The organism is Achromobacter sp. EG18 (genome assembly GCF_059759395.1).
In genome coordinates this window covers 5,374,556-5,392,951 of record NZ_CM186213.1, presented here as the reverse complement: position 1 = coordinate 5,392,951, position 18,396 = coordinate 5,374,556, and the positions used below count along the sequence as shown (strand labels likewise).

Sequence of the window (18,396 nt, the reverse complement as noted above, 5' to 3'; positions counted from 1 at the left end):
AAACCGCGATGGTCCGACTCTGCGACAATGGGCCTCCCCGCGCTGGTGCGCAATCCAATCGTTATCCGGGCACACACCGCATGCTGAACAAACTCTGGCTGGGCTTCTTCCTGACCGCCGCCGCGGCCGCGCTGTACCGCTGGCTCGCCATCGGCGACCCGGACGTGTTCCGCGCCATGGTCGCCAGCCTGTTCGACATGGCGCGCGTATCCGTCGAGGTGATGGTGCTGCTGTTCGGCACGCTGACGCTGTGGCTGGGGTTCCTGCGCATCGCCGAAGGCGCCGGGTTGGTGGAAAAACTGGCGCGGCTGCTGGGGCCGCTGTTCGCGCGCCTGATGCCCGAGGTGCCGCGCAATCACCCCGCGATCGGCTTGATCACGCTCAACTTCGCCGCCAACGGCCTGGGGCTGGACAACGCCGCCACGCCCATCGGCCTGCGCGCCATGCGCGAACTGCAATCGCTCAATCCCAAGCCCGACACCGCCAGCAACGCCCAGATCCTGTTCCTGGTTCTCAACGCCTCGTCGCTGACGCTGCTGCCGGTGACGCTGTTCATGTTCCGCGCGCAGCAGGGCGCGCCCGACCCCACGCTGGTGTTCCTGCCGATCCTGCTGGCCACCAGCGCGTCGACGCTGGCCGGCTTCCTGGCGGTGGCGGCGTGCCAGCGCCTGCGGCTGGTCGACCCCGTCGTGATGCTGTGGCTGGGCGGCGCGGCGCTGCTGCTGGGCGGCTTCATGGCGCTGCTGGCCAGCATGTCGGCCAGCGCCATCGCGGCGCTGTCGTCGCTGATGGGCAACCTGGCGCTGTTCGGCATCCTGCTGGCCTTTCTCATCGTCGGCGCCTGCAAGAAAGTGCCGGTGTACGAGGCCTTCATCGAAGGCGCCAAGGAAGGCTTCGACATCGCCAAGAGTCTGCTGCCGTACCTGGTGGCAATGCTGTGCGCGGTCGGCGTGCTGCGGGCCTCGGGCGCGCTGGATTTCCTGCTCGACGGCATCCGTTGGCTGGCCGCCAATGCCGGCTGGGACACGCGCTTCGTCGACGCGCTGCCCACCGCGCTGGTCAAACCGTTCTCGGGCAGCGCGGCGCGCGCCATGATGCTCGAAACCATGACGCACTTCGGCGTCGATAGCTTCCCCGCGCTGCTGGCGGCGGTGGTGCAAGGCAGCACCGAGACCACCTTCTACGTGCTGGCGGTGTATTTCGGCTCGGTCGGCATCCTGCGCGCGCGCCACGCGGTGGGTTGCGCGCTGGTCGCCGACTTGGCCGGGGTGCTGGCGGCCATCGGCGTGTGCTACTGGTTCTTCGGTTGAACGGCGCCGGCCGCCAGCCACGCTGCCTCGACGGCGCGCCAGGCCTGCCTACAGGCGCCGCGCGCCGCGAGACCGCTCAATCCACCAGCAGGATCTTCATGCCATTGGTGCCGCCGCTGTCGCGGTAGAAGTCGCCCTTGGTCAGGATGACCCAGTCGCCCTCTTTCACCAGATTGCGCTTCTTCAGCTCGTCGATGGCGGCGTTGCTGAGATCCGCCGGCTCGTAGTCCGACGGCGCGAACGGGATGGTGTAGACGCCGCGGAACATGGTCACGCGGTTCTGCGTGACGCTGTGCGGGCTGTAGCAGTAGATCGGCACGCCCGAGCGGATGCGCGACATGATCAGCGGCGTGTGGCCGCTTTCGGTCAGCGCGATGATGGCCTTGACGCCGGGGAAGTGGTTGGCCGCGTACATGGCCGCGAGCGCGATGGTTTCGTCGCAGCGCGTGAAGGTCTCGCCCAGGCGGTGATGCGACTGCGTGCTGGTGGGATGCTTTTCCGCGCCCAGGCAGACGCGCGCCATGGCCTGCACCGTCTCGACCGGATACGAACCCGAGGCGCTCTCGGCCGACAACATTACCGCGTCGGTGTAGTCCAGCACCGCGTTGGCCACGTCCGAGACTTCGGCCCGGGTGGGCATCGGGCTGGAGATCATCGACTCCATCATCTGGGTCGCGGTGATCACCACCTTGTTCAGGGTTCGGGCATGCTGGATGATGCGCTTCTGGATGCCGACCAGTTCGGCGTCGCCCACTTCCACGCCCAGGTCGCCGCGCGCCACCATCACGCCGTCGCTGGCGCGGATCAGCGCGTCCAGCGCCTCGTCGTCGGCCACGGCCTCGGCGCGTTCGATCTTGGCGATGATCCAGGCCTCGCTGCCGGCGGCGCGCAGCAGTTCGCGCGCCTCGTCGATATCGCTGCCGTAGCGCGGGAACGACACCGCCACGTAGTCCAGCTGCATTTCGGCGGCCAGCTTGATGTCGACGCGGTCCTTGTCGGTCAGGCTCGGCGCCGACAGGCCGCCGCCGCGGCGGTTGATGCCCTTGTTGTTGGACAGCGGGCCGCCCACCGTGACGGTGGTGTGGACCTCGTCGCCCGCGACGCTGTCGACCACCAGCACCACGCGGCCGTCATCGAGCAGCAGCTCGTCGCCGACACGGCAGTCCGTCACCAGTTCGGGATAGTCGATGCCGACGATGCTGGCCGTGCCGGCGTCCTTCGGATGCACCCGCGACAGCGTGAACGGCTGCCCGACCTGCAGCTGCACCAGCTTGTCGGTGAAGCGCGCGATGCGGATCTTGGGGCCCTGCAGGTCGCCCATGATGGCGACGAAGCGGCCCTGCCGCGCGGCGCTCTCGCGCACCAGGCGGGCGCGTTCGCGGTGGTCGTCGGCGCTGCCGTGCGAGAAGTTCAGCCGCGCCACGTCCAGGCCGGCCTTGATCATGGCGTCGATGCGTTCCGGCGTCGACGTCGAGGGGCCCAGGGTGGCGACAATTTTGGTGCGGCGCAATACAGGCATGGCGATCCACTCTCACATGAACAACGAAAGCGCTATGGTACGACGGCGGCGGACACGCGGGTATCATGATCGACATCCCGTCCCTCAACGCACCGTGGCCGACCTCGTGAAAATCGTCATCGCACCCGACTCCTTCAAGGAAAGCGTCTCCGCCCCCGACGCGGCCGCGGCCATCGCGCGCGGCGTCAAGACCGCCTGTCCCGGCGCGCACACGGTCTGCATCCCGATGGCGGACGGCGGCGAAGGCACGGTCGAGGCGGTGCTCGCGGCGGCGGGAGGCCAGGCGCGCCAACGCACGGTCAACGATGCGCTGGGCCACAAGGTCGATGCCGTGTGGGGTTTGCTGGAAGATGGCACCGCCGTCATCGAAATGGCGGCGGCCGCCGGCCTGGAACTGATCGCGCCGTCCAGGCGCGACCCGCTGCGCGCCAGCAGTCACGGCGTGGGCGAATTGATCCTGGCGGCGCTGGACGCCGGCGCCGTGCGCATCATCCTCGGCCTGGGCGGCTCCGCCACCAACGACGGCGGCGCCGGCATGCTGACCGCGCTGGGCCTGCGCCTGCTCGACAAGGACGGCCGCAGCCTGCCTCCCGGCGGCGGCGCGCTGGGCCAGTTGGCCAGCATCGACCCACGCGGCCTCGACTCCCGGTTGGCGAACACGCGCATCATCATCGCATCCGACGTCGACAATCCACTGTGCGGCCCGCAAGGCGCCTCGCATGTCTTTGGCCCGCAGAAGGGGGCCACGCCCGAACAGGTGCAGACGCTGGACGCCATGCTCGGCCACTTTGCCGACATCTGCGCGCGCCAGCTGGGCAGCGACCGCCGCCATGACGCTGGCGCGGGCGCGGCCGGCGGCCTGGGTTTCGCCGCCAAGACCTTCCTGAACGCCGACTTCCGGCCCGGTGTCGAGATCGTCGCCGAGCTGGGCGGGCTGGCCCAGGCCATGGAAGGCGCCACGCTGGCCTTCACCGGCGAGGGCCGCATGGACGCGCAGACCCTGCGCGGCAAGACGCCCGCGGGCGTGGCCCGCATCGCGCAACGAGCCGGCGTGCCGGTGGTGGCGCTGGCCGGCTCGCTGGGCGACGGCTACGAGGCCCTGCATGCAGGCGGCATCAGCGCCGCCTTCAGCCTGGCGCCCGGTCCGATCACCCTGCAACAGGCCCTGGCCGATGCCGAACGCCTGCTGCATGACCGCGCGCGCGACGTCATGCAATTGTGGATGGCGGCGCAGAAGCGCATGCTGTAGTGGCCACCGCGTCATGACGAAAAAAAGCCCGCTGATCGCGGGCTTTTGCTTGCCTGTGGCGGCGCGGCATCAACCGCCCTGCAACACGCCGGCCTCGACCAGCGCATCCGACAGGCGGATGTAGCGGTCCACCGAGATATCCTCGGCGCGCGCGGTGGGCGCGATGTCCAGCGCCTCCCAGGGCACCTGCGGCGCCCAGTCGGCCAGCACCCGGCGCAGCATCTTGCGGCGCTGCGAGAAGGCGCGCGCCACCACGGTCTCGAAGGCGCGCGCGCTGACCGGGCGCAGGCGCTCGGCCGGCAGCGGCACCATGCGCACGATGGCCGACACCACCTTGGGCGGCGGATCGAACGCCTCCGGCGGCACGTCGAACAGCTTGTGCATGCGATAGCGCGATTGCAACATCACGGACAGGCGGCTGAAATCGCCGCTGCCGGGCTGCGCGACCATGCGGTCGATCACTTCCCGCTGCAACATGAAATGCTGGTCGCGCACGTGATCGGCCCAGGCCATCAGGTGGAACAGCAGCGGGCTGGAGATGTTGTAAGGCAGGTTGCCGACCACCCGCAGGCCCGCGCCGAACTGCGAGAAATCCACCGTCAGCGCGTCGGCCTCGACCACCGTCAGGCGGCCTTCCTCGAATTGCTTGCGCAGGCGCGCCGCCAGGTCGCGGTCGATCTCGACCGCGGTCAGGTGATCGAGCCGTTCGAGCAAGGGCCGCGTCAGCGCCGACAGGCCGGGGCCGATCTCGACCACGGTATCGCCGCGGGCGGGATTGACCGCCCGCACGATCGACTCGACCACGCTTTCGTCGGTCAGGAAGTTCTGGCCAAAGCGCTTGCGCGCCTGGTGTTGAGACATGAAAAACCCGGGCTGCGATCAGCGGTTGTTCTGGTTGATACGGTCCTGCTTTTCCAGCCGGTTGTCGATGTACGCCTGGGCGCGCAACTGATCCAGCCAGTCTTCGAAAGCGGGTTGGGCGCGGCGCTCGAACAAGGTCTGGCGCGCCTTCATGCGGGCCAGGTCGTCGGTGGCGTCGTGCTGGCGGCGCTCTTCGACCTGGATCAGGTGCCAGCCAAACGGCGTCTGGATGGGCTGGCTGATCTCGCCGGGCTTGAGCGCGTTCATGGCGGCCTCGAAGGGCGGCACGGTCTCGCCGGGGTTGAGCCAGCCCAGGTCGCCGCCCTGCGGCGCGGTCGCGTCCTGCGAATACTGGCGCGCCATGTCGTCGAACTTGGCATCGCCGGCCACCAGGCGCTGGCGCACTTGCTCCAGGCGTTGGCGGGCCTGCTCGTCGCTCATGACCGTCGAGGTCTTGATCAGGATGTGGCGCGCATGCGTCTGCATCACTTCCACCGGGCCTTGCGGCGCCTGGGCCTGCGGCTGCGGACGGGGCTGCGGCGCCGGCGTGGGAACCGGGGCGCGGGCGGTGCGGCTGGGCGCCGGCTGGGCCGTGCCACGATCCATCACCTTGAGGATATGGAAGCCGTTGCCGCTCTGGAGCAGACCGCTGACCTGGCCCTTCTGCAGATTGGCGATGGCCTTGGCGAACAGGTCGGGCCAACCGTCCAGCGGACGCACGCCCATGACGCCGCCCTGCAGCGCTTCGGGACCGTCCGAACTGGCGGCGGCCAGGCTGGCGAAGTCGTCGCCGCGCTTGACGCGCGCCAGCAGGTCTTCGGCCTTCTTGCGCAGCGCGGCCAGTTGCTCTGGTGACGAGCCTTCCGGCACCCGCACCAGGATCTGGGCCACGGCATAGAGCATCGGGCCGGCCGGCGCGGCGGCCTGCTCGGGCGCGGCTTCCGGTTGCGGCTGCGGCTGGGCCTGCTGCGGCGCGGCCGCGAAGGCCGGATTGCGGCGCTGGTCCTTCAGGAAGGCGTCGACCTCGGCATCGGAGATGACGATGGTGGAATCCACCGCGCGCTGACGCAGGCGGTCCGACCGGATCTCGTCCATCAACGACTTGCGGTAGCTGTCCCAGGAGACGCCGGATTTCTCGATCTCAGCGCGCAGTTGCGCCACGCTGATCTTGTTGCGACCCGCGATCGTGGTGATGGCCTGATCGACCTGGGCGTCAGTGACGCGGATGCCGAGCCGGTCGGCTTCATGACGTTGCACGCGTTCCATGATCAGGCGCTGCAACACCTGATGCTGCAACGCCTTGTCGTCGGGCACCTGGATGCCACGGGTCTTCAATTCAGCGGCAATGCGCAGCGAGGCGTCGCGTAGTTCACGCAGGGTGATCACGTCTTTGTCGACCACGGCCGCGATGCCGTCGACGAACTGCTCCCCGGCCGGCGCCGGTGCGCTTTTCTGCGTGGCGGCGGGCGCGTTCTTGGTCCCCTTGCCATTCGGCTCCACCGCATGCGCGGCGGAGAAGGCGGCGCAAACAGCCAGCAACAGCGCATTGCCGGAGAAGCGGCGCAAAGAGTGCAACCTACGCATCATTCATACCTTTCAAATGTGGTCCCGGTCGGCGCGGGCGGGGTGATGCGCGAGTAACCGGGGATACTTCTGTTCAGCAGGTTCATCGGATCGGTTCCCAGGGAACCCAGGCCGGTCAACTCGAGCTGGAAGAACAGTGCCGTATTGGCGTCGGTGGCCGACACGGCGTAGCGCTGGAAGACCATGCGGCCGACCCAGCAGCAGTCGCCCTTGTATTCGAGGCCGGCGATGGCCTGCGTGACACGGGGCGAATCGGTGGTGCCATTGACCGTGCTGGACGGGCCGTCGCGCAAGGAATAGTCGACCCGGCCCACACCGTACCAGCGCTTGGTGAACGGCCATTGCACCGCCAGACTGATCTGGTTCTGCCCTTGCGGCTGGTAGAGCACGCCGGGCTGCGGATCGCGCTGATAACGATAGGCCAGCGCCACCGTCGTCAAGCGCTGCGGCGACCAGCGGGCGCTAAGCAGCCCGCGCGACCATTGGTTGTCATAGGGGTTGTACTGCGCGGCCACGTCGGTGGTGAGGGTATCGGTCAGCGCCGCGCTGGCGCCCACGAGGAAGTCCGACCGGACATTCTCGCGCGGCGTTTCTCCCGGCAAGGTGACCTTCTGGTCGGCGAAGTACAGGCGCTGCGCCACGGCCACCGAGGCGCGCTCGAAACCGGTCGACGCATCGAGCCAGCGCGTGGTCAGGGCGGCAGTGAGCTGATTGGCGTTGGAAATGCGGTCCCAGCCGCCCGAGTAGATGTTCTCGTCGAAGGCCTGCGAAAAGCTGAAATCGGACAGCGACGTGTCGTAGACCGGAATCTTGGATTGGTCGCGGTACGGCACGCGCAGGTAGTACAGCCGCGGCTCCAGGGTCTGGATCGAATCCTTGCCGAACAGCGTGGTGTCGCGCTCGAAGATCAGGCCGGCATCCAGCGACATGATGGGCACCGTGCGCGACTGCGAGCGCGGGTAGCCGAACGAGGTGCCGGCATTGGCCGTGCCCGAGTTCAAACCGAGCCAGTCGCCGTTATACCAATCGGTCTGGTATTGGGTGTAATTGACCCCGGCCTTGGGAATCACGAACCAGCCCGGACGGACGATCGGATACGACACCGTCGGGTAGGTCTGCAGGCGGTCGCCGTTGGGGCCGTTGCGATTGCCCAGGAACAGCGGCTTGCTGAAACGCACCGCGGTCGAGGTCCAGTCCAGGTCGAAGCCGCCCCAATCGTAGCGTGCGCCTCGCAGGTACAGTTCGGGCTGCTTGTCATAGGGCGGCGTCAACAGCGCATCCGGATCCTGCAGCGTCTGGTACTTGTAGACCTGCGCATAGGCGCTCCAGTACGTCGAGGACCAGCCCACCCGCGCGCGCTGCGGCAGGTAGGTGGTGGATGCCTGGTTCAAACCCAGCTGCGAAATATCGCGGAAGTAATCGTTGTCCGAGACCTTGGCCACGTCCCAGTCGGCGTAGAAGCCGTTGCCGAGCAATTGCTGGTGACGCCACCAGTACATCCAGCGGTCTTCGCCACTGACGTTGTCATGCGGCAGATAGGCGCCGTAGACACTGCCGGCGTAGCTCGCCCCCAGGTAACGGAATTCCCCCCCCAGTTGCAGCCCGCGCTTGGAGAAGTAGCGCGGCTGGAGGGTTGCGTCGTAATTCGGCGCGATGTTCAGGTAGTACGGCAGCGAGAAGTCGAAACCGCCTTTGCTGGTGGTGCCGTAGGTCGGCATCAGGAAACCCGACTTGCGCTCCTTCTTGACCGGGAAGGTCATGTAGGGCGAAGCCAGAATCGGCACGTCTTTGAAGTACAGCACGCCATTGCGCGCCACGCCTTCGTTTTCGTCGAAGTCGATGTCGACCGTGTTGGCCTTGATGTACCACGACGGCGTCTCGCACGAGCAGCCGCTGTAGGTCACCGTGTGCAGCCGCATCTGCGACTTGCTGAAGATGTCGGCTTTGTCGGCCACGGCGAAGCCGCCGGTGGCGCCGAGCCAGAAATTCGGCTTTTCGACTTCGCCCGAATACTTGTCGACGTTGAACTTGGCGTTGGGCCCGGTGACCAGCGTGCCATCGCGCATCATGCGGGCGTTGCCCTGCACGTCGACCTCGCCGGTGTCCTTGCGGTAGTTGATGCGGTCGCCCTTGATCACGCCGTCGATGCGGCGAACCTGCGCCGCGCCGGTCAGGGTCAGGTCGGAATCCGGATCACCCTCGATGGTGTCCGCTTCCATATAGGCGGGAATGTTGCCGTCCGGCAGGCGGTGCATCCGCAGTCCGGGGGACGTGCGCAGCTCGGGGGCCGCGGTGATCGACGTCGCCGAGGAAGCCGAACCTTGGCTGCCCTGGGCCTGAACGGCCCCGGCGACGCTGATAGCAGATAGGATCAACCACCGAACCTTGCGCACGAGTGAAAACAGCCCTTTTTTACGATGGGGGAACCAGGCAAAGGCGCCCGGGAAGGGCCAATGCTAACGGAAACGAGCCGGTATTATAGAGAAGCCGCGCCAGACGCCCAGCCTTATGTGCGCGCAACCCATTTTTCCGCAATATTGCACTTCTGACACGGATCTTCCTTGAAAAACGATCATGACCCCCGCCTGGAGCAGATCCGCGCCTGGCTGCAAGGCCTGCCCGCCGCGCTGGGACTGGCGGTGGATACCCTGCGCCCCGCCTCCGCCGACGCCAGCTTCCGCCGCTATTTCCGACTGGACGCCGCCGGTCGTACCCTGATTGTGATGGACGCCCCGCCCCAGCATGAAGATTGCCGCCCCTTCCTGCATGTGGACCAGCTTCTGAGCGACGCCGGCCTGAACGTGCCCGCCGTCATCGAGCAGGACCTCGGCCAGGGGCTGCTGCTGTTGTCCGACCTGGGCGAGCAGACCTATTACCAGCGCATCCAGGACGGCGTGGACAACGCCAGCCTGCAATCGATGTACCGCGACGCCCTGGCGGCGCTGGTGCGCCTGCAGCAGGCCAGGACCACCGGCCTGGCCCGCTACGACAGCGCGCGGCTGGCCGATGAACTCAAGCTGTTTCCCGAGTGGTACGTACAGAAGCACCACGGCGCCACGCTCGACGACAAGACCGCCCAGGCCCTGGAAAAGATCTTCGCCCTGCTCTCGGCCAGCAATGGCAACCAGCCCACGGTGCTGGTGCATCGCGACTACCATTCGCCCAACCTGATGGTCTGCGACCAGCCGCAATACGGCCCCAACCCCGGCGTCATCGACTTCCAGGACGCCCTGGCCGGCCCCATCACCTATGACCTGGCGTCGCTGGTGACGGATGCCCGGACCACCTGGGAAGAGCCCCAGCAGCTCGACTGGGCCATCCGCTACTGGGAAATGGCGCGCGCGGCCGGGCTGCCGGTCGACGCCGATTTCGCCGAGTTCCACCGCGCCTACGAATGGATGGGCCTGCAGCGCAACCTGCGCATCCTGGGCGTGTTCGCGCGCCTGAACCACCGCGACGGCAAGGCCCACTACCTGGCCCATATGCCGCGGGTGAACGGCTACGTGCGCCAGGTGGCGCAGCGCTACGGCGTCTTCACGCCCCTGCTGCGCCTGCTGGACAGGCTCGACGACCGCCAGGTCAGCGTCGGATACACCTTCTGATGCGCGCCATGATCCTCGCCGCGGGCCGCGGCGAACGCATGCGTCCGCTGACCGACCGGCTGCCCAAGCCGCTGCTGCCGGTCGGCGGCAAGCCGCTGATCGCCTGGCACCTGGAACGGCTGGCCGCGGCCGGCTTCCGGGACGTTGTCATCAACCACGCCTGGCTCGGCCACGAGATCGAGCGCGCCCTGGCCGACGGCGCCGCCTTCGGCCTGCGGATCCGTTATTCGCCCGAGGCCGCCGCCCTGGAAACCGCCGGCGGCATTGCCCAGGCGCTGCCGCTGCTGGGACCGGATCCGTTCCTCGTCATCAACGGCGACATCTGGTGCGACTGGGACCCGGCCGCCGCCCCCGCCCTGGCAACCGCGCTGCCCGCGGGCGGCGCCTGGCTGCTGATGGTCGACAATCCGCCGCAACATCCCCTCGGCGATTTCGCGCTGGACCGCGACGGCCGCGTCCGCGCTGACGGCGAACCCCGTTTGACCTTCTCCGGCATCGGCGTCTACCATCCCATGCTATTCGCGGGCGTGGCCCGCGGCACGGCCGCGCGGCTCGCACCGCTGCTGCGGCAGGCCATGGAGCACGATCACGTCCGCGGCGCGCGCCACACCGGCCGCTGGGTCGACGTCGGCACCCCCCAACGGCTGGCAGACCTCGATGCCGAGCTCGGTTCCAGTCCGGTCTGAGGTCCGCTCGATGCCCACATATTTCACAATATCAAGGTGCGCAACCAGGCTTGTCCGCGTACCCATCGCGCCCGGTTAACCGGGTATTCTCTGACGCTTTGGCCAGTGCGCGCGGCGCGCGGCCAGGCACAACACACAGGACGTTTTCTAGGAATGGGGATGTTTGGAAGATCGCAACGGGCCGTATTCAAGCCCTCCGTATACCAACCCGGCCAACGTACGCGCCGCATGCCGCGCTGGCTGGTCCTGCTGCTGGTGGGCATCGCCCTCGGCGCGGGCGGCGTGCTCTTCCTGCAGACCAACTACGGCCCGCAGCGGCTGACCGTCGAGCAATCCGAACAACTGCACACCGAACTCAGCGCCTCCAAGCTGGAAAACCAGCGCCTGCAAAGCCAGCTCGAAGAAGCCACGCAGCAGCGCGACGCCAACAAATCCGGCCATGAAAAGCTCACCGCGGACCTGGCCGACGCCCGCGCCAAGCTGGACACGCTGAACAAGGAACTGGTGTTGTTCCAGGACGCCATGCCGCCCGATCCGCGCGGCGGCAACCTGGGCATCCGCTCGGCCACCTTCAAGCGCCAGCCCGGCCTGCTCGACTATCAGGTGCTGGTGATGCGCGAAGAGCGCACCGGCGCGCCCTTCAAGGGCACGCTCACCTTCTCGATCGATGGCAGCTACTCCAATGGCCGCGCCGCCACCGTCACGCCGGAAGGCCCCGCCCTCAATGTCGACCGTTACGACTACGCCCTGGGCCAGTTGAAGTTGCCGGACGGCTTCACGCCCAAGGTCGTGGTGCTGCGCGTCATGGACGGCAACCAGAAACAGCAGGCGATGCGCATCTATTACGTGCGCAACTGAGGTGCGCAACTGAACGCCATCGCGCCACACGGAACCCGCCCTCGCCGGCGGGTTTTTTTTGGTCCAGCTGAAATAGTTGCGCTCTCAACTATTTCGATCATATAGTTGCGCAAACAACCAACTATCGGAGACCTGATGACACTGCCTGCCCACGTGCCCGTCCTGATCGTCGGCGGCGGTCCGGTGGGGCTCACCCTGGCCGCCCTGCTCGCGCACTACGGCATCGCCTCGCTCACGCTGGAAGCCGACGACGGCTATTGCGACGGCAGCCGCGCCATCTGCATCTCGCGCCGCTCGCAGGAAATACTCGGCTGGATCGGCGCCGACGCGGCGCTCAATGCCACCGGACTGCCGTGGACCGGCGGCCGCAGCTACTACCGCGACCGCGAAGTGCTGCACTTCGAAATGCCGCACGACCCGCTGCAGCGCTTCGCGCCCATGGTCAACATCCAGCAGTACTTCGTCGAGGAATACGCCCATCAGGCCTTGCAACGCCAGCCAGGCCCGGCGGCACTGCATTGGTCCGCCCGCGCCGTCGGCGTGCGCTCGACGGCGGACGGCGTGCAGGTCGATGTGGACATCGCCGGACACCGCCATGCCTTGCGGGCCGACTGGCTGGTGGCCTGCGATGGCGGGCGCAGCAGCGTGCGCGAAGCGCTCGGCCTGAAGCTGGAGGGCATGCAATACGAAGGCCGCTACGTCATCGTCGATATCGAGCAGGCGTCCCGCCGGCCGGTGGAACGGCTGGCCTGGTTCGATCCACCCTCCAACCCCGGCTCGACGCTGTTGATGCACCGCCAACCCGGCAATGTCTGGCGGGTGGACTACCAGATCCGCGACGACGAAGACGCGGCCGACGCCGTCGCCCCCGGCAACGTGCTGCCCCGCGTGCAGAGCCATCTGGACATGATTGGCGAAACAGCGCCATGGAAGCCGCTCTGGATCTCGCTCTACAACGCCAAATGCCTGACGCTGGAGCGCTACCGCCATGGCCGCGTGCTGTTCGCGGGCGACGCCGCCCACCTGGTGCCGATCTTCGGCGTGCGCGGCCTGAATTCGGGCCTGGACGATGCCGGCAACCTGGCCTGGAAGCTGGCCTGGGTCCTGCGCGGCCAGGCGCCCGACAGCCTGCTCGACAGCTACAGCGACGAACGCGTCCACGCCACCCGCCAGAACCTGGCCTACGGCGCCAAGAGCACCGAATTCATGGCGCCCCCCGACTTCGGCTTTCGGCTGATGCGCGAGGCCGCGCTGCGGCTGGCCTTGAGCGACGAGCGGGTGCGGCCGCTGATCAATCCGCGCCAGTCCGCCCCCATCTCCTACGAGGGCTCGCCGCTGAACCTGGCGGACGATGCCGCCGCGCAGCCCCTGGCCGCCGCGCCCGGCCAGCCGGCTCCCGACCTGCTGCTGGCCGATGCCGACGCCGTTCCGCGCTACCTCAGCGCTTGTTTCGGCCAGGGCTTCGTGCTGCTGGCCTGCGCGCCGGATGCGGCGATGGCCGCTGGCCTGCAAAGGCTGGCCGCCGCCACCCGCCAGGCGCCCTGCCCGCTGGTCACGATCGTGGTGGGCGGGCCCGCGCCGGGCGCCTGGAGCGATCCGCACGGGCATCTGCACGACCGCTTTGGCTCGCAACCCGGCACGGCCTGGCTGCTGCGCCCGGACGGCTACGTGATGGGCCGCTGGGCCATGCCCGACGCAACGGCCCTGCGCGCCGCACTGGCGCCCTACTACCCCATGCTCGAATCGTCCCGCCAGGAGACACAACCATGAACGACGACCAATTGGACCAGGTCTACACCCGGATGGCGCAGGCCCTGACACGGGTGGGCGAAGCGCGGGCGCCGCTGTTCCTGTCGATCCTGGGCCTGTCGGCGCTGGCGCGCCTGCCCGACGCCCAGGCGGCCTGCGCCTTGCTGGCGCAGGCCGAGGCCGCCTGCGCCGCCCCTGTGGCAAACTATCCCGCCGCCACCGCCGACAGCCCGACGTGACCACGCCCGCCCTCGAACGATTCCTGACCTATCGCCTCCACGTGATCAACAAGATCACCGACCGGGACACGAATCGCGCCTACCTGGAAGATTGCGGCATCCCGCTGGGGGAAGCGCGCTGCCTGGCGGCCATCGGCCGCTACGCGCCGCTATCGGTCAACGACCTGGCCCGGGCCGCCAACCTGAACAAAGGCCAGGCCAGCCGTTCGGCCCAGGCCCTGGCCGGGCGCGGGCTGATCGAGAAAAAGGATTCGGCCGCGGACGGCCGCGGCGTCGTGCTGTCCCTGACCCCCACCGGCCAGGCGCAGTATCGGCGCATCATCGACCTGATCGCGCGCCGCAACCAGGATATCTTCGGCTGCCTGAGCGCCAAAGAGCAGCGCCAATTGGGCGACATGCTCGACCGCCTGATCGCGCACCAGCGCGAACGCCCCGAGGCGCCGCAAGACTGAGCGCCGCCGGCTCGTCCGCCCGCCGGTGGGCGGGCGGACTGCCTTCCCGCCGCCTCCTAGAGGCCCGCTTTCGGCGCGGTCGCGCCCATCTGCGCGGCGGCCTCGTCCATGAATTGCGCCATGCGCACATCCAGCTCGGTCACGCCGCCCGCGTCATGCGTGGTCAACATGACGTCCACCCGGTTATAGACATTGGTCCATTCGGGGTGGTGATTGAGCTTCTCGGCGAACATGGCCACGCGCGCCATGAAGCCGAAAGCGGCGTTGAAATTGGGGAACCGGAAGCGCTTTTCGATGGCGTCGCGCATCGCGACCGCCTGCCAACCGGACAGGGCGGCGACCGCGGTGTCGGTGCCAATGCGGGCTGGGGGAAACATGCTCATGGTGAACTCCGCTACGACTTGACCGCGTACAGATAGACTTCGACCCGGCGATTCAGCGCCCGGCCTTCGGCGGTGGCATTGTCGCCGATCGGATCGCTGGGTCCGCGTCCCTCGACCGAAAGCCGTGTCGCCGCCACGCCCTGGCGCGACAGATAATCCGTCACGCTGCGCGCCCGGTTCACCGACAGGGTCTGGTTGTGCGCCAACGCACCCGTGCTGTCGGTATGGCCCACCACCTTGGCGCGCAACTCGGGATGCTGGTTGAGCGAACGCGCCACGCTGTCCAGCACCGGCAGCAACGCCGGCTTGAGATCGGTCTTGTCGGTGTCGAAGGACACATTGCTGGGAATATTGACCTTCAGGCTGCCATCCGGCATTTCGACCACATCGATGCCCAGCGAAGTCGCGCCCGAGCGCTGCACATCGTCCTTCACCACCTTCCAGTTGTAGCCGATCAGGCCGCCGGCCACCGCGCCGATGCCGGCGCCCACGGCCGCGCCGGTGCCATGGCCGATCAGGGCGCCGATGCCGGCCCCCACGGCGGCGCCGGCCCCGGTCCCCACGGCGGTATTGGTTTGCTGCTGGGTGGCGCAACCCGCCAGCAGGGCGCCCGATGCCGCGACTACAGCGATACGCTTGAGCATTGTTCTTGAGTACATGACAACCTCCACGATCCTGTCGGTGCGCCGGCACCATGCCGGCAGGATCATGTTAAGCCCAGGTCCGTCCCCCGTGTCAGCCGGCTACGCGCAACAGTTTGTACCGTCGCGGCCGGCCCCGCCGAACCGGGCCAGCCACGGCAACGCATCTTCCAGTCGCGCCGACTGCGCGGCGGGCGCCGGCGCGCCCGCCGGCAATGCCAGGCCGACACGATTGTGCCAGTAGGTGGCCAGCCCCACCTTGCTGGTGCCGAACAGGTCATATCCGGAACCCGCCACGAACGCCGCCTGCGATGCCGGCGTTTCCAGGCGCGCCAGCGCCAGCTGGTAGGGCCGCGGGTCCGGCTTGTAGTACCCCGCCTCTTCCGAAGTCACCACCACGTCCCAATCCACGCCCAGCAGGTCCGCCGCGCGGTGGCCGAGGCGCCGCGAACAATTGGTCACCACGCCCAGCCGGCAGTGCGGCCGCAAGGCCGCCAGCAACTCCCGCGCTCCATCCCACGCCGCAAGCTGATCCCAACCCGCCTCCAACGCCGCCGGCGCGCTGGCCGGCAATCCGACCGCCACGGCCGCCGCCTCGACCAGTTGCTCATACGGCTGGTATGCGCCGCAGCCATAGGTCAGGCGCAGATATTCCGCGCGCCAGGCCCGGCCTCGCGCCTCGGCCCCCGCGGCGGCATTCCACACCGTCCAGGAATCCAGCAACGCGGTCAACAGATCGAACAACACGACACGGGGATAGGCGGCGGGCGCGGCAACGGCGGACATGGCAATACTCCTTGGAATTCGATGGCACCACTATAGAGACATGGCCGCTGGCCGTGATTTAGCCTGGATGCAAGCACCTTTAAGTTGAACCTTAATGCCGGCAGGCGGGCGCGAAGTCGGCACGGCAGGCTTGCGCGGCGCGATCCAGGGCAGTCCAGGCGATCGCCACGATCACGAAAACGTGCCGTCCGGCGGCGCGCGAACGCGCGGAGCGGCCGGGCTTGCAATTGAATCGGGTCACGATAAAATCGCCGTCGAAACAATTGCAATTGCAATTATCTTGCCCGGCGTGGCGTGATTGGCCGCGGCCGGCCCTTCCCGCCCTTCTCCGGATCACGCAGCATGCGTCTCTTGAACATCGAGTCCTCCCCGCGCGGCCCCCGCTCCGCGTCGATCTCCATCGCCAACGCCTTCATCGATGCCTACGGCAAGGCCTGTCCCGCGCTGCAGGTCGATACGCTGAATGTCTGGGAGGAAGACCTGCCGGAATTCGACGGCAAGGCGATAGGCGCCAAGTACAAAGGCGTGTCGAAAGAACCGCTGGACCCTGCCGAAGCGTCGATCTGGACACGCATCGGCGCGCTCGCGCGGCGCTTCCAGCAAGCGGACCGGATCGTCCTGGGGGTGCCGATGTGGAATTTCGACTACCCCTACAAGCTCAAGCAGCTGATCGACCTGGTCAGCCAGCGCGGAATGTTGTTCGGCTTCGACGGCAAGGCCTACGAACCGCTGCTCGGCATCCCGCGCGCCTTGGTCATCCACGTGCGCGGACAGTGCCACGATCCGTCCACATACGCGGCCAGCCCCGGCTTCGCGCACCAGGCCGACTATCTCGACTTCTGGCTCCGGTTCATCGGCGTCAAGGAGATCCGGCGCCTGATGGTGGAACACACCTGGGATGGCAGAGCGACGGAGACCATTGCGCGAGGCCGGGCTGACGCCGCGACGATGGCGGCGGATTTCTAGTCCGGGGCCGCCCCTCCTCGTCCGCGGGTTCCGGCGGCAGTCTCGTCCGGCGGAGTACTGCCAGGCGGCCATGGCTATCCCGCCTGTCGGTACTTCCTGGTGGCGAGTGCCGGTGACTCCGTGGCGGCGTTATGCCCTTTCCCAGACCAGCTTTTCATTGGACAACGTGTCTTCTCCGTCCCAACGGTACGCCACGAGGGGGCCGCCCGCCGCGGCCGACCAATCCAGGCATGCGAGCTTCCCGCTCTCGATCCTGGGCTGCCCCTTGAACCAATGATGGCCGATGAAAATGGGCGCGCCGGTGGTGGGAGTCCGGTTGAAGCCCTCGGGCAATGCCAAACCATGAATCTGTGCTTCCTGGCCAGCAGGCACCAAGGCGACCTCATGCAAAGCGCTCGCCCAATCGCGCCAATTGGCCAGCCGCACCTCGTAATGACGGTGCCCCTCCTTGTCCTCTATGTAGCGGCCGTCAGGCAAAGCCAACTCCGCGCCTGAAGTGAGCAGCTTTCTCGCTCGCTCCAGATCCGAGCCCTTTTCATGAGTGGCCACCAGCATGGCGTCATCCAGCGGCTGGCCAGGCAGCCAGCCCGCATCGGCCAACGCCTTGACGGCACCGTCGTCCCAGCATGCATGGGCAACGCGAATGCCGCCCAAGTCCATGTAGGGCGGCAACTGGCGGAACCAGGCGACCCAGGCGGCATGCTCCGGGCTGCCTTCACCTATCTGATTGATGAAGGCACTGTGCTGCTTGCGGTTCTTTCGGCTCTTCTCCGAATCGCCACGATTGGGGCGCAGGAACTCGCCTGGATTGTGCGGGTCTTCGGTGGCATAGCCAATGGCGTTGAATTCGTGGTTACCCATGATGCACAAAGCCTGGCCATCATCCATCATGGCGCGGACGATTTCCAGGACACGGCGCTGCCCCGCGCCTCGATCCACCAGATCACCAAGGAATATTGCCTGATGGCCCTGCGGGGCCTTGTAGCCCCTGCCCGCCGGCACGTATCCGAGGCAGCGCAGCAACCCCTCGAGTTTCAGGTCCTCTCCGTGGATGTCGCCAATGATGTCGTACATGCATCCTCCTGTATGGCTTCCCCCTCTGACGATCTGCGGGACGCGCCCGACAGGCTGGGGAGATGACGCCAATCCAACAGCCTCTGCAGCCTTGTCGAGGACGATGATACACACGCGAAAAGGTTGGCGTTGTTCCAGACAACCCAGGGGGTGTAAGGCCAAAACATGTGAGGCCAGAAGATGTATGGCCAAAACTGCGTGGCCAAAACTGCGCGGTCGAAATACGCGCGGCGAAACTCCCGCGGCCAAAATTCCCGAAAAGCAAAAAGCCCACCGTTTCCGGTGGGCTAAGCGCTTGGCACTACTAGAGAATTCTGGTGGGCTGTGAGTGGCTCGAACACTCGACCTACGGATTAAGAGTCCGCTGCTCTACCAACTGAGCTAACAGCCCTGCATGCTCATTCACACCTGCTTGGGATTCGGCGCTTTCGCGTCGT

The 18,396-nt window shown here is 67.3% G+C and carries 17 protein-coding genes and 1 tRNA gene; 9 read left to right on the top strand and 9 right to left on the bottom strand.

From position 1 onward, the window contains the following. Window positions 1-80: 80 nt before the first annotated feature. On the top strand, window positions 81-1,310 hold the full coding sequence (locus AC6CR5_RS24940) for a nucleoside recognition domain-containing protein (RefSeq protein ID WP_024067783.1): 1,230 nt from the start codon (window positions 81-83) through the stop codon (window positions 1,308-1,310). A gap of 76 nt (window positions 1,311-1,386) precedes the next feature. On the opposite strand, the gene pyk is transcribed toward AC6CR5_RS24940, so the two are convergent. After that, window positions 1,387-2,829 (bottom strand): pyruvate kinase, encoded by a 1,443-nt coding sequence (pyk, locus tag AC6CR5_RS24935; protein ID WP_047992620.1) that lies wholly within the window; start codon window positions 2,827-2,829, stop codon window positions 1,387-1,389. Window positions 2,830-2,935: 106 nt separating this feature from the next. Between pyk and AC6CR5_RS24930 the strand changes: the two genes are divergently transcribed. Next, on the top strand, window positions 2,936-4,078 hold the full coding sequence (locus AC6CR5_RS24930; RefSeq protein WP_054446942.1) for a glycerate kinase: 1,143 nt from the start codon (window positions 2,936-2,938) through the stop codon (window positions 4,076-4,078). A gap of 69 nt (window positions 4,079-4,147) precedes the next feature. Here AC6CR5_RS24930 and rsmA read toward each other — a convergent pair whose 3' ends face one another. Genes rsmA through AC6CR5_RS24915 form a run of 3 tightly spaced genes read right to left on the bottom strand, consistent with a single transcriptional unit; the run spans window position 4,148 to window position 8,916 of the window. Beyond that, the gene (gene rsmA / locus AC6CR5_RS24925) at window positions 4,148-4,939 is read right to left on the bottom strand and encodes a 16S rRNA (adenine(1518)-N(6)/adenine(1519)-N(6))-dimethyltransferase RsmA (RefSeq protein ID WP_024067780.1); all 792 of its coding nucleotides are present in this window, start codon (window positions 4,937-4,939) and stop codon (window positions 4,148-4,150) included. Between the two features lie 18 nt (window positions 4,940-4,957). Beyond that, entirely contained in the window at window positions 4,958-6,526 is a 1,569-nt protein-coding gene (locus tag AC6CR5_RS24920; RefSeq protein WP_498085020.1) for a peptidylprolyl isomerase, read from the bottom strand. Then, complete coding sequence (locus AC6CR5_RS24915; RefSeq protein ID WP_054446916.1) at window positions 6,523-8,916, bottom strand: LPS-assembly protein LptD; 2,394 nt, start codon at window positions 8,914-8,916, stop codon at window positions 6,523-6,525. Before AC6CR5_RS24915 ends, AC6CR5_RS24920 begins: the two co-directional genes overlap by 4 nt. A gap of 168 nt (window positions 8,917-9,084) precedes the next feature. Here AC6CR5_RS24915 and AC6CR5_RS24910 point away from each other — a divergent pair, with 168 nt between their 5' ends. From AC6CR5_RS24910 to AC6CR5_RS24885, 6 genes are all read left to right on the top strand, one after another. Then, window positions 9,085-10,125, top strand: coding sequence for an aminoglycoside phosphotransferase family protein (locus AC6CR5_RS24910; protein ID WP_498085019.1), 1,041 nt, complete (start codon window positions 9,085-9,087; stop codon window positions 10,123-10,125). Further along, window positions 10,125-10,811 carry an N-acetylmuramate alpha-1-phosphate uridylyltransferase MurU gene (gene murU, locus AC6CR5_RS24905; protein ID WP_070780795.1) on the top strand — a complete coding sequence of 229 codons (687 nt, stop codon included), beginning with the start codon at window positions 10,125-10,127 and terminating at the stop codon, window positions 10,809-10,811. The genes AC6CR5_RS24910 and murU overlap by 1 nt, the downstream gene beginning before the upstream one ends. 159 nt (window positions 10,812-10,970) lie before the next feature. Continuing rightward, the gene (locus AC6CR5_RS24900; protein WP_006388844.1) at window positions 10,971-11,669 is read left to right on the top strand and encodes a DUF6776 family protein; all 699 of its coding nucleotides are present in this window, start codon (window positions 10,971-10,973) and stop codon (window positions 11,667-11,669) included. 135 nt (window positions 11,670-11,804) lie between these two features. Then, the gene (locus AC6CR5_RS24895) at window positions 11,805-13,439 is read left to right on the top strand and encodes an FAD-dependent monooxygenase (RefSeq protein WP_241059498.1); all 1,635 of its coding nucleotides are present in this window, start codon (window positions 11,805-11,807) and stop codon (window positions 13,437-13,439) included. Beyond that, complete coding sequence (locus AC6CR5_RS24890) at window positions 13,436-13,657, top strand: hypothetical protein (protein WP_006388842.1); 222 nt, start codon at window positions 13,436-13,438, stop codon at window positions 13,655-13,657. Before AC6CR5_RS24895 ends, AC6CR5_RS24890 begins: the two co-directional genes overlap by 4 nt. Then, a complete protein-coding gene (locus AC6CR5_RS24885) occupies window positions 13,654-14,109 on the top strand; it encodes a MarR family winged helix-turn-helix transcriptional regulator (protein ID WP_498085018.1) in 456 nt (151 codons plus the stop codon). The genes AC6CR5_RS24890 and AC6CR5_RS24885 overlap by 4 nt, the downstream gene beginning before the upstream one ends. Before the next feature lie 56 nt (window positions 14,110-14,165). Here the strand turns inward: AC6CR5_RS24885 and AC6CR5_RS24880 are convergent, their stop codons facing one another. From AC6CR5_RS24880 to AC6CR5_RS24870, 3 genes are all read right to left on the bottom strand, one after another. Further along, complete coding sequence (locus tag AC6CR5_RS24880; RefSeq protein WP_020925100.1) at window positions 14,166-14,492, bottom strand: 4a-hydroxytetrahydrobiopterin dehydratase; 327 nt, start codon at window positions 14,490-14,492, stop codon at window positions 14,166-14,168. A gap of 11 nt (window positions 14,493-14,503) precedes the next feature. Continuing rightward, window positions 14,504-15,151 carry a YiaD family glycine zipper/OmpA-like lipoprotein gene (locus AC6CR5_RS24875; RefSeq protein ID WP_035183793.1) on the bottom strand — a complete coding sequence of 216 codons (648 nt, stop codon included), beginning with the start codon at window positions 15,149-15,151 and terminating at the stop codon, window positions 14,504-14,506. 84 nt (window positions 15,152-15,235) lie between these two features. After that, window positions 15,236-15,919 carry an HAD family hydrolase gene (locus tag AC6CR5_RS24870; protein ID WP_238920174.1) on the bottom strand — a complete coding sequence of 228 codons (684 nt, stop codon included), beginning with the start codon at window positions 15,917-15,919 and terminating at the stop codon, window positions 15,236-15,238. A 342-nt stretch (window positions 15,920-16,261) separates the two neighbouring features. Between AC6CR5_RS24870 and AC6CR5_RS24865 the strand changes: the two genes are divergently transcribed. After that, window positions 16,262-16,885 (top strand): FMN-dependent NADH-azoreductase, encoded by a 624-nt coding sequence (locus AC6CR5_RS24865; protein WP_173000777.1) that lies wholly within the window; start codon window positions 16,262-16,264, stop codon window positions 16,883-16,885. A gap of 129 nt (window positions 16,886-17,014) precedes the next feature. Here the strand turns inward: AC6CR5_RS24865 and AC6CR5_RS24860 are convergent, their stop codons facing one another. Beyond that, on the bottom strand, window positions 17,015-17,959 hold the full coding sequence (locus tag AC6CR5_RS24860; protein WP_173000776.1) for a metallophosphoesterase: 945 nt from the start codon (window positions 17,957-17,959) through the stop codon (window positions 17,015-17,017). A 315-nt stretch (window positions 17,960-18,274) separates the two neighbouring features. After that, window positions 18,275-18,350 (bottom strand) — tRNA-Lys (locus AC6CR5_RS24855). Window positions 18,351-18,396: the final 46 nt, after the last annotated feature.